Here is a 12,166-nt window from a genome sequence, read left to right as displayed (position 1 = left end):
GATAAGGCGTAGATTATCTTATTTACTAAGAAATAATATTACGCCTTATTACATAAATAGAGTGGATTTCACTAAAAAAGGGGGTCAGAAAGACTCTTTTGAATAGCCAGAATATCGAATGCAAAACGTTTTTCACCATCACACTCGAGCTGCGCTAATGCAGAGGTCATCAAGGTTGTACTTTGTTCACGTTGGTCTAATTTCGCGTAACTCTGAGCCATTAAAGCCTGCATCCAAGCGCGATGAGAAATAGCACCCGCGCTAGACCATTCTATATAACCCGCATCCATTAATTCTAAACCATGCTGTTTTCCCTCAACATTAACTAATACCCAGCCGAGTAGAAACGTTGACATTGATTTCCAGGTAACAATATTATTTTTGCTGGCAATTTCTTGCGAACGTAGCGCATACTTTTTCATCGATTTAAAATCTTTCATGTAATACGCAAATTGAGCACGGTGGAAATAAAAGAACGCAAGGGTATGTGGGTCTTGAGAATCATTAGCCGCATCATAGGCGAGATCTAATTCTTGCTTAGCCAGTATAAGATTGCTGCTATCGAGCTCATCCCTCTCTAATAACGCTAACGCATGATGTGAATGTAAGGCACTCAACAGATCATAAGGGACATGTCTTCGGTAATTATCCTTACAAGCAACCAAATTAGACTCACTAACTTGGTTATATTTATATTTTGCCAAGCTATATTCTTGGTACGCTTGGGGAGCGTCTCCCGAAGAATGAAGTATAAGCGCATTCACAAAATGAATTAACGCCGTGAAATGTTCAGGTATGGTCACTAACTTATCCAGTTCGTTATATTTCATTAACCCCTGTGGTAATTGAGTGAGTACCGCGTAATTGATCATCAGACTAAAGTAAATTGAACATTGTCTTTCTGAATCTAATTTTTCCAGTGGCAGTTTATCTATCTTGGCGATATTTCTTTTATAGTCTTCAGAGCCAAAGCCTTTCACCGTCATTAACAACATACTATAAGTTAAACGTAAGTCAGCCTCGCATGTCGGTCTGTCGTCCTCAACAATACGATGTAAATTATTCAGCGAGTGTTCAATCATATTCATGGCATAAATAAAATGGCCGTCAATCGACAGCGCTGTACCTATATTCACAGATTGTTCAAATGCCTTAACTGCATTACCGGAGTCAAAAAGATGATCAATATAAATCAACGGGGTTTTCTTGATTATCTCCGATTGCCCTTGTTCCAATATATAAACAATTTTTTTGTGCGACTCTAGGGTTGCCGATTGTGTTTGACTGTCATACGCAGCATCCTTCACTAACGCATGCTTGAAAATATAACTATCGCCCGCGACTTTACGTTGCAGATAAATGATCTCAGCATCAAGCAATTCATTCAGATCATTCTGCACCTGACTTTCACCGTAATGAGAAGCGGCAACCAACAGCTCATAATCAAATTCACGGCCTATAGTCGCTGCTAATTGAGCTGTCTCTTTAGCATAAAGCAAACCATCAAGTTTTTGCTGTAAAGAATCCCGTAAGCTATTTGGCACTTTATCAAGCTTATCAGGGTTCACAAAATCAATTACGCCATTAAGTTTGTGTACTAACTCTTTTTGTTTCAGCATATTAGCCAATTCTTCAATAAATAGCGGGATACCATCAGTACGCGCTATTAATACATCCAGCACATTTTCCGACACTGTTTCATCATCAAACAATGCGAGGATAAATTTGGTCGTCGCTGCCGTAGTTAGCTTATGTAGTGTTATAGAGTCAAAACCCAATTGCTCTAACGATGCCGGTAACGCTTGACGAGATGTACTAATAACAACATCACTTGTGGATTTTAGTACCGTAACAAATTCAGCAATGAACTCTAAACTGGTTGGGTCTGCCCAGTGTAGATCTTCAAAAATAAACAAATTTTGTTGTTTTACAGCACTCTCTAGGTCACATTGTCCATCACTGATTTTTTCATCCGCGAGCAAGGCTATCAGGGTCGAAAATAGCAATTTCTTTTGTACTTCAGGGACCATCTCACTAAGCGGTAAGCTGCCGTCCAAAGGTAAATTAAGCCAGCTACAGAGTACCGAAAAACCTTGGTTTTTCTCCTCAAGCGTGTTGTTTTCTAGGGTTCTTAACTCCACTGTCTGCATGGCCTGAGTTAAGCGCTGTAATGCAACTTGGGGAGCTATATCATTTAATGAATAACGATATTTCAATATTTTTAGTATCGGATAGAGGGCATTATTTTTATGTTCAGGCAAGCACTGAGCTATATGGTGACGCATTTTCAGGGCTGTATGTCTCAGCTCAAATACCAGCCTAGATTTACCAATACCAGCCTCACCGCAAACATGCACTAAGTTAGTCGTATTTTGTTCACTATCATTTAACAGTTCTGAAAGTTGTTCAAGTTCCTGTTCACGCCCAATAAATGCGTAATTTTTCTGGCTACTGCGTAAAAAACCAAATGCTTCAACCTGACGTTCGGCGAGTAAACTGAACAGCTGTGTTTCCACACGATCCACGCCCAACATACAGGCTTGCGCAGGTTCGAATTCGATATAGCTTTTCAACAAATCACGGCTAACATCTGAACATAGTATCTGCTCACTGTCAGCCATACGTGCAAGTTGCATCGCAATATTTGGCGTATCACCTTCTGGTGTAGCATCGGCATAGCTCGTCACTAACCCAGTGTGCATACCAATGCGGATCTCCATTTCAATACCTTGACTAGTTCTTAGCAAGGCATTACGCTTATTTAAATTACTAATCATATCCAGAGCCGTGCGCGCGCAGAGACGAACATCATTATCACTCACCATTGGATACCCAAAATAAAATAATAAGCTGTCGCCTAAGCTACCCACATGACATGCTCCATAGCGGATCGCAGTATCTAGACATTGATTTTTTTGGTCTCGATGCAATGCATCAACAACTTCATGATCGATCGGGTTATCGGTCACCGAGCGTGCGCTTAAAAAAATACTTAATGCCGTGATCTGCTTGCGTTCAGTAAGCCCTGTATAATAAATAGCATTGTTATTGATCAGCGTCTCATCACAATCCATTGGTAGTAATTTTCTATCTGATAGCCTGTTCTGTTCTTTTCGGGAAACCAGTTCACCAACCAAATTAGAGAGGTTAATATGGATGAGATCTTTGTATAATGCGGCAGCGTTAACACTGCGCTCATGCGCTTTTTTCTGCAGCACGCGGCGAAGTAGCGCCGCAATAGGATGTCCAACAATGGCAGCTGGCAGAGGCACATTTTCTTGGCTCAGTTGCTTATGAAATATAGACGCAAGATTAGAGCCTGTGATTGCGGGTTGACCGGTTAAACATTCAATGAATACTAAGCCCCAGACATAAAGATCAGTCTTTAATGTCGGCGGCTCTCCCCTAAGCTGTTCCGGTGCACTATAAGAAGGCGTACCTAAGGTTTCTTGCCTCAAGGTAATACTTTTATAATCAAGTTGACGCGCTTCGCTGATCAGGGTCCCAATGCCAAAGTCTAATACCTTAGCATGCGTTTTTGCCCCTGATTTGGTCAGCATGATATTGGCTGGTTTAATATCTCGATGGATCACACCTTGCTTATGAGCGTGCGCCAAGGCATCTAGTACCTGCGACATAACTTCAACGGTTTCCACCGGAGATAAGGCTCCAGACTCGATCAAGGCTTGCTTTAATGTTTTTCCATCCACATATTCAAATACCGCATAAAGTAATTCACCACAATGAACTTTATCTAATAAACGTACGATATTAGGATGTTGCAATCGACCGACGAGCTGAGTTTCACGTTCAAAACGTTCGATATAACGCTGCTTTTTCGCATCATCAAATTCAGTACTGATCGACAAGAATTTAATGGCTACATTTTGGCCTGTATTAAGTTGTTTGGCCCGATAAACACAACCAAAGCCGCCTTCACCTATTTTTTCAAGCAATTCATAAGCACTCGAATTAAATTGTTTAGCGAGTGTATCAAGATTTTTTATAGCGTTAATCATAAAAGTATGTGTATTCTAAGTCTATATATTATAAAGCGAATGTTACGGCACAAAACCTATACGAACAATATGAAATTACATAAAACATTGTATAGCTTAGTATTTAGCAATAAAAGTCAAAAAATGCATCAAATAATGGTTTATTCTGCTAAATTATTTAACTTCAGCAAAACAGAAGACGTGATAACACCGCGATACACCATCCCTTATGGAGTATTAATCTATATTTATAGTAAACGAATAAGTATTTAGGAAGCGACAATTCCGCCCGTTAATATAACCAGCCGGTTCTAAATGACACCCCAACAACAACAAATAAGATCGAAAATATAGTCACAGGAATAATATGCCATGCCATAACCTTAAGGTTTTGCGCTGACAGATAAGGAATAACCCTAAATCGAGCGTGCAGTGCAAACCCAACCGTAAGAGCCAATAAAATCAGCTTCATCGCCAGAACATGAGTGATAGGATTAGAAAAATTAACCCATTGATTAAAATCTGGCAGCATATGATGGGCCAGCATCAGACCAGTAATAATTTGAATTATGAGTGCTGGCATGCCAATCTTTTCATACACAGACTCAAAGCGTTGTAATTGTTCAGGTGAACGTTCTTTTAATACTCTTGGCAAGATCACGATAGAAAGGACAATATGGCCACCGGTCCAAATTGTCGCAGCCAGGATATGCAGTAACAATAGTAATCCGTACATGTTTACCTACTTATTATATGGATCGAACAAATAGATAATTTATACCCCAAGTCATTTATTTACAACATAGAAATACATAAATATTGTTTTAATTACACAGGCATTAACTGAAATTGAATACTCTGCTTATGCCCTGTAAAAACACCCTTAATGTCATACAAAACACTCTTATTTGTTCTGGGAGTAACCTGATAAAAACTACTGGAACTGCCATAGGAGTGGTCCCAAGAAAACTCAACTTCAAAACTTCTATCCTTGGCTGCATAGGTCGCACTGCCCTTCGGCCCCATCATTATATCCGGCTTGGTTGCGCACGCCCATGCTTGCGAGAATTTTATCTCTTTTGGCAGTGCTTCAGTAAATTTACCGTGCTCGACATCAACGCCAATTAAAATCAGTGTTTTACCCGTAAAGTTATTTACCGTCATATCGACTGGTCTACCCATTTTACTTCTCCGCTATCACTTTAAACTAGCATTTCATCTATTATTTCCTATTACAGTTACTATATCCAATTTCTATAAACATATGTATTACACGCTATTACAAATTATTGCACACATAAAAAAAGCGACTCAAGTGAGTCGCTTACAATTCATTATTAATACTATCCATTCTTACCGAACAGTTATTATTTCTTCGCTGGACGGCGACGACGTGGTGGTTGAGAACGTTTTGGTACATAACCTAAGATAGAGTCAGGAATACCCACTTTCGCTTCAAAACCTTCAACTTCTTTACGTTCGATAACATGGTCTAGTAATTGTTCGATAGCACATAAGTTACGGAAATCATCACGAGAAACGAATGAAATCGCTTCACCTGATGCGCCAGCACGGCCAGTACGACCAATACGGTGAACATAATCAGCCTGTTCTTCAGGTAGATCGTAGTTTACTACGCGGTCTAAATCATCAATATCAATACCACGAGAAGCAACACCAGTCGCAACAAGAAAGCTTAGTTCACCGGCTTTAAATTCTGCTAATAACTGCTCACGCATCGCTTGGCTACGACCACTGTGGAATGATTCTGCTTTAATGCCACGTTTTTCAAGTTGACTAACTAACTTAGCCGCACCACGTTTTGTTTCAATAAAGATTAACGCTTGCTTCCAGTCATTTTCAATAATCATATGGCTAAGCAATGCCGATTTCACATCTTTATCTACAACTGTTAACCACTGGTCAATTTCTGGTGCAGTTGTATTTTCTGGTTCAATCGAAATTTCCAGCGCGTAGTTAATAGCAGTTTTTGCTAAGAAACGTACTTTGTTCGATAACGTTGCCGAAAACAGTAAGTTTTGACGTTCTTGCGGCAAACGCTCGATGATTTTGTTAATATCGTTAACAAAACCCATATCTAACATTCTGTCCGCTTCATCGATAACTAACACTTCGAGTTCGTCAAAGTGCAGCGCACGTTGATGTGCCATATCGAGTAAACGACCAGGCGTCGCAACTAGAATATCAACACCTTCAATTAAGCGTTGTTTTTGTGGGTCCATATCAACACCACCGTACATCGCCATTGATGTTAGGTGTAAATGTTTACCGTATTGCTCAACGTTTTCTGCTACCTGAATTGCCAATTCACGTGTTGGAGTTAAGATCAGCGCACGAATACGCTTCGCACGTAGTGTGTGTTTGTGGCTGAACATTTGTAATAGTGGTAATACAAAACTTGCAGTTTTACCTGTACCGGTTTGCGCAGCGGCTATTAGGTTTTTGCCCGATAAAATAGCAGGAATTGCTTTTTGTTGAATCGGCGTAGGTTGCTCGTAGCCTAACTCAGCTACTGCTTGGGTAATTAATTTGTTTAATCCAAACTTAGAAAATGGCATTTGTAATCTCAGGTATTTGATAAATAAGTAAACTGTTAAGATTGGAATAAGTAACAGTTGGATATTGGCGTGCATTCTAACACGAAGCGAGGACTTGCGGGATAATTTAACGTTTACTGTTTTATGTTGATAAATGACTCGATATTTATGTCATATTCTAAATATTGTTTAAAACGCCATTAAAAAATTCATCAATCCAAGTGAAAATCCCAATATCTCCAAAGCATTCGAGTATCAAAATACGCATTTTACAACATTATGGTTACTGGGAGGATGACGGTTCCCCCCTCCCCTCAGCATTAATTTATAGCGCTAAACACTTGAATTAACTTACTGGAACCGCTTCAGCGACCAATTTAAGGTGTGCTAAAAACTGTTGTTTATCCATTTCACCAACAACACGTAATTGCTCAATTTCATTACCATCACCATCAAAGAACAACATACTTGGCGGTCCAAATAATTTTGCTTTCGCCATCCATTCTGATTGCGATTTGGTATTATCCGTAATATCAAATTTAAGTGCATTGATTGCTGTCATTGCAGTTGCAACACTTGGGTCTGAAAACACGTGTTTGTCCATCACTTTACACGATGTACACCAGTCAGCGTAGAGATCCACCATCGTCACGACGTTGGGCGCTTGCAGGTTATTGATCGCATTATCGATATTTTGCACCAACGCAGTTTTCATAAATAGCGGCCGTGAACCTTGTTCTGCGCCTGGGCTAGTAACGCTGCGCTGAGTGATATGCTGCAGTGGGTCTGCCATATCATCTGCTCCTGTCATCATACCCACTAGTAACATAGCGCCGTAAACCAAGGATACGAATACCACGACGTGACGTAACCACAAACGACTTGCTTCTATATCCGTGATGTTATTAATGTACATTGCACAACTGATCATAAGCAATGCCCACAACCCTAGTGTCACACTCGGAGCAGCAAACCGGCTGATAAGTAAGATAGCGATCGCCAGTAGCATCACGCCAAACCCTTGTTTAACACGGATCATCCATGGACCGCTGCTGGGTAAGAATTTACCACCCGACGTACCGATTATCACCAAAGGTACGCCCATGCCTAATGCCATCACGAACAATACGCCACCACCAAACAACCAGTCTTGAGTGGTAGAAACATACAATAATGCGCCCGCCAGCGGCGCTGATACACAGGGCGATACCACCAAAGCTGAAATAGCGCCCATCATAAATACTGTCAGCGTCTTCCCACCAGTTAAACGTTGCGATTGATTATTCAATGCAACCTGTAAACGCGACGGTAATTGCAGTTCATAAACACCAAACATCGCCAGCGCTAACAATACAAATAAACCCGAAAATATCACTAATAACCAGGTTTGTTGCATCGCCGCTTGTATATTAACGCCCTGCCCAACTGTCGCCATTAACACGCCAATCAGCGCATAGCTTGAGGCCATTCCCAGCACATACGCAACCGAAATATAGAAACCTTTCCAGCCCGTCATACCTGAACCTTGACCACCAATAATGCTCGATAAAATGGGGATCATCGGCAAGACACAAGGGGTAAAAGCAAGCCCTAAACCAAGCACAAAGAAGAGTAACAAGGCTTGCGCTCGTCCAGCCCCTGCTAACATACTCGCTAAACTTTGACTGTCATTCGCAGAAGTTGCTGTCAGATTAAGCGGTTGACTAGAAGCAAGACGGATAGGTTCAACAACGGACGCTATTACCGGAATATTGGTCACCTTAGCGTCAAGTTCAATCACTTTACGCTGGGGTAAATAACATAAACCACTGTCAGCACACCCTTGGTAGCGGACCTTAACACTGCCACGTCCCGTAAACGGCAAGGTAACCGTTAGCGGTTGATGATAAACCTTCACTAAACCAAAATTAGGATCTTGTTTTTGTTCTGCGATGACTGAAAATTGTGGGTTAGCCAAGCTGACATCACCATCTACGACCTTAAACGAAAAACGTTTGTGGTAAAGATAATAACCCTGCTCGGTCGCAAACGTTAATACCAATTTATCTCCATCTTCAGCGCTTAATACTTGCGATGAAAATGGAAAGGCTTGATTAACCGTGAGGAATTCAGATTCAACATTGCTGCCTGTTTGAGTCTGAGCAATAGTACTAATACTGGTTAACAGCAGTAACATGATACATAGCTGCTTCATTGCATCATTTAATTTAAAAAGTGACTTCATGATAATAAAAAATCCGTATTTTGATGAACATTCAACTGCTCATCAATTAATGCAAAACCAATCTCTTCAGGAACCGTTAAGCGAGGGTTAATCGTTAATGCTGTACTCATGATCCCAGCTTGCAATGCACTATCAGCAACAACCGTCACTGAAATAACCTGCCGGTGAGTATCTTGTGACGCGAGAATATGAGAACTTTCTTGGTCTGAAAACTGTTGTCGCCTTGCATAATGCGCGGATGTTGTCAGCGCCTGATTACGCAGTGGTAAGGCAAACAACGCTTGCGTCTGTTGATGAGGGTTAACAACCCCCACCACAAAATCACTACCATCCACTTTACAGCCTGACGCGCGAACATCGCCACCAAAGTTAATTAGCGCACCACTCGCTTGCTCTACAATTGCTATTGCCTGATCAACGGCGACTTCTTTAATCACGCCACCGAGATCCAATTGTGTAATAGGGAAATGCATGATCAAGATATTATCTTCTATATCCCATGCCGCTAATCCCATATAAGGAACAGCATCTTGGTAGACCTGTTCACGCGTTTTAGCACTGTTTTGCAATAACGTTTTGACTGTACCAACCGTGATGTCAAAGATATTCTGCGTCGCAATACTATACTCACGTACCTTGACTAAAATATCTCGGGTTTCAGTATCGATAACCACACGTTTACCGCTGCGTTGATTAATCGTTTCCGTTAACATTGAAGTATCAGAATAGAAGTTAAATTTCGCCTCTAAACGGCGTGTATTTGCTTCAATATTACGCGCTAATGTCGCTGAGTCCGATGCAATTAAGGTCACTTCGCAAGGTACTGTCATCGCCATAAAACGATGCACATAAGCGTGCTTAATACTCATATGTCACCCCAACTGCCCACCAGCGACTTGCATAGCCATTACTCTGTTCATAATAAGCCGCTAATGCATTCATCCGCCATTTAGCTGATAGTTTAAGGCTTACACCCAATTCATAGGCATTAGCATTAAAATCACCTAAGCGAATATCCGAAGTGGCATAACCTGTCGAGGCGAATGTTGGGTCTGCCGCTTTCGGATCAATGAAGAAATTAGCACCTTGCTGGGTATACCAAGAATAACCCGGTGCCAGCATTAGCCAATCTGTGACTTTGATACTCATTTTTCCACCAAGCTGATGTGACATTACGCCCCAATCATCGGCGAAAAATTTATAACGCGGACGCACCACAACACGGTCACTCACGCTATAAAATGTTTGTACATTAATCCCACCAGACATGCGAGTATCAGGGCGCGAGTCTTGTGCCAAAAACACTTCATCATCACCAATACTACCGTTACCATCAATATCGACCTCACGTAACACTGTAAGATAATGATTACTCAAATAACCACTTTTATAACCGCCATAGGCCGTAAAGGTCGCATACAAATTAGGGGTGAATACTTGTGACATCCCAACTTCCATACTTGATGTAAAGATGTCTTCCCATTGCTGATCATTGCCACCATTTTGATATTCCTGAAACGCCAATGTCTGATCGGCAAGGAATGAACCACCAAGGCTAAATGAACGGTTTTTACTGCTGTCTGTATAGAGCAAGGCTTTCGCATTCGCGCCCATGCTTTTATAATCATCTTCTTGTGAGTAGTTCACGCCGACGGTCCATTCATCTCGGTCTTTATCACGGAAGGTCACATTTGTGGCCGCAGAATAACGAGTATCCTCTAACTCAACAGGGCGTATCTCGTAATTGTCACGATAAGGGTCATAACCCGCACGAATCACTTCCGAGGTCATATTCTGTGCATCTTGCGTAATTTGATCATGCGGTCCAGATTGCGGTGTAGTCGCAACCCAAGCAGGTGACGCACCAGATACCGTGTCATAACCCAATTCGGCGGTAATGGTCCAATCTAAACCAATATTTTTTTCTAATGACAGAAGACTATCACCGGCATTAATTTTATCACCGTATTCTTCAAAGCTCATATGGTGCATAGAAATATGATCTGCCGCGGATACTGAACCCGCAACAAGACCTAGTAAGGTTAAAGGTAATTTTATATTCATTATTTATCATTCATCATTAATTAATTACAACCGTGATTTATCAGCTATTCCTTATAAATCACTTACGATATAACAAGCGTCTATTTATGCGCGATACAAGGTGCTTTTAGTTACAACCACAGCCGCCACCAACACCATTACCACCAATAGAACCTTGTTTATAAGCAAAGACCTTTTCTGAGAACACATCAAACTCAGGGACTTCACCACCGGGTTTCATCGCCTTTTTCGCCAGCGTGCCCTTTTGCCAAGGTTTCACTGGTTTCACGCTAAACCAGTCACTAATCGCCGAGAATAAAGACGGTTCTTCATCTATTGCATTACTCGCAGGTGTGACTAATGCCGATATATTCAATACAGGCTGAACCGATATGACTGTTGGCATCACACTTGGTACACTTGCATGCGTTACCCTTGGTATAGCTGCAGGTTGAGTCACCGAAAGCGCCGACAATGGTTGAATTGGCACCGTTGGCACATCAATAGTCGCATGAACTGCTGGCGTTATTTTCAATGGCAAAGGAAGAATAATGGGAACCTGCTTAACTTTACTTTCAGGTTTCGCTGTCGACTCAACTATCAATAATTCAGGCTTTGACGCTGGCAGCTTCCTTACGTCCTTCACAACAGGGGCTGTAATGATCGCAGATGTTTCAGCTACCGGCTTAGTATCTGTTACAGATTTAATAGACACGGGTAATTCTGCCGTTATAGCCTGTGACCCTTGATAAGCAACACTAGAAACTGACTCGGTCATTTGGACTACTGCCGCTTGCAAACCAAAACTGGCTAATAACAACGAAGAAGACAACAAAGTTAACTGTGAATAGGATTTCATTGACCTAACCCCATCCCTTTCAAGTCACTCATGATCACATCACCGATATGATTGATAGCGCCATAACGCACCTTTAAAACTTGGCCTTGATAAATGTAATACAGCGCAGGCATACCAATAGGTTGAAAATCATCAACCAAGGTTTGCTCTGCATCATTAACAACACGGAAATTTATCCCCAACGATTGTTGAAACGCAATACCAGCGGCAACATCTTCATCGACATCGACACCAACCACATCTACACCTAGCAGAGACAAGGAAGGGGCTAACTGATTGACTTCAGGTAATTCAGCACGGCAAGACACGCACCATTCGGCAAAGAAATCAACGAGCGAAACGCGGTTTGGATCTAATCCTAATTGTTTCTGAGCTGATGCAGAAAGCATTTCACCTTGCTGATAAGCGTGAGCTTGGCTAGACAATAATAATGTGAACACCACAAACCATTTTTTAAACATAACTACCTCTAATACAATTAATT

General features: G+C 41.3%; 9 protein-coding genes. All 9 read right to left on the bottom strand.

The features are described 5' to 3' along the window. Positions 1 to 71: 71 nt before the first annotated feature. The 9 genes from HRT96_RS12230 to HRT96_RS12190 all read right to left on the bottom strand — a co-directional run bounded on the left by HRT96_RS12230 (position 72) and on the right by HRT96_RS12190 (position 12,143). Positions 72 to 4,019: a TOMM system kinase/cyclase fusion protein gene (locus tag HRT96_RS12230; protein ID WP_293156948.1), complete on the bottom strand. Its 3,948-nt coding sequence runs from the start codon at positions 4,017 to 4,019 to the stop codon at positions 72 to 74. A 271-nt stretch (positions 4,020 to 4,290) separates the two neighbouring features. Continuing rightward, on the bottom strand, positions 4,291 to 4,734 hold the full coding sequence (locus tag HRT96_RS12225; protein ID WP_293156945.1) for a CopD family protein: 444 nt from the start codon (positions 4,732 to 4,734) through the stop codon (positions 4,291 to 4,293). Between the two features lie 92 nt (positions 4,735 to 4,826). After that, positions 4,827 to 5,180 (bottom strand): hypothetical protein, encoded by a 354-nt coding sequence (locus tag HRT96_RS12220; RefSeq protein WP_293156942.1) that lies wholly within the window; start codon positions 5,178 to 5,180, stop codon positions 4,827 to 4,829. 185 nt (positions 5,181 to 5,365) lie between these two features. After that, on the bottom strand, positions 5,366 to 6,577 hold the full coding sequence (locus HRT96_RS12215) for a DEAD/DEAH box helicase (protein ID WP_293156939.1): 1,212 nt from the start codon (positions 6,575 to 6,577) through the stop codon (positions 5,366 to 5,368). Positions 6,578 to 6,902: 325 nt separating this feature from the next. Beyond that, on the bottom strand, positions 6,903 to 8,780 hold the full coding sequence (gene dsbD, locus HRT96_RS12210; protein WP_293156936.1) for a protein-disulfide reductase DsbD: 1,878 nt from the start codon (positions 8,778 to 8,780) through the stop codon (positions 6,903 to 6,905). Continuing rightward, positions 8,777 to 9,649 (bottom strand): FAD:protein FMN transferase, encoded by an 873-nt coding sequence (locus HRT96_RS12205; RefSeq protein ID WP_293156933.1) that lies wholly within the window; start codon positions 9,647 to 9,649, stop codon positions 8,777 to 8,779. The genes dsbD and HRT96_RS12205 overlap by 4 nt, the downstream gene beginning before the upstream one ends. Next, the gene (locus HRT96_RS12200) at positions 9,639 to 10,844 is read right to left on the bottom strand and encodes a DUF3570 domain-containing protein (protein ID WP_293156930.1); all 1,206 of its coding nucleotides are present in this window, start codon (positions 10,842 to 10,844) and stop codon (positions 9,639 to 9,641) included. Before HRT96_RS12200 ends, HRT96_RS12205 begins: the two co-directional genes overlap by 11 nt. A gap of 106 nt (positions 10,845 to 10,950) precedes the next feature. After that, complete coding sequence (locus HRT96_RS12195; protein ID WP_293156927.1) at positions 10,951 to 11,682, bottom strand: DUF4266 domain-containing protein; 732 nt, start codon at positions 11,680 to 11,682, stop codon at positions 10,951 to 10,953. Then, complete coding sequence (locus HRT96_RS12190; RefSeq protein ID WP_293156924.1) at positions 11,679 to 12,143, bottom strand: TlpA disulfide reductase family protein; 465 nt, start codon at positions 12,141 to 12,143, stop codon at positions 11,679 to 11,681. The genes HRT96_RS12195 and HRT96_RS12190 overlap by 4 nt, the downstream gene beginning before the upstream one ends. Between the last annotated feature and the right edge of the window lie 23 nt (positions 12,144 to 12,166).

The organism is Moritella sp. (assembly GCF_013215705.1).
Taxonomy (GTDB): Bacteria; Pseudomonadota; Gammaproteobacteria; order Enterobacterales; family Moritellaceae; genus Moritella.
Note: the sequence above shows the minus strand (reverse complement) of the source record. Positions and strands in the feature narration are given on the sequence as shown.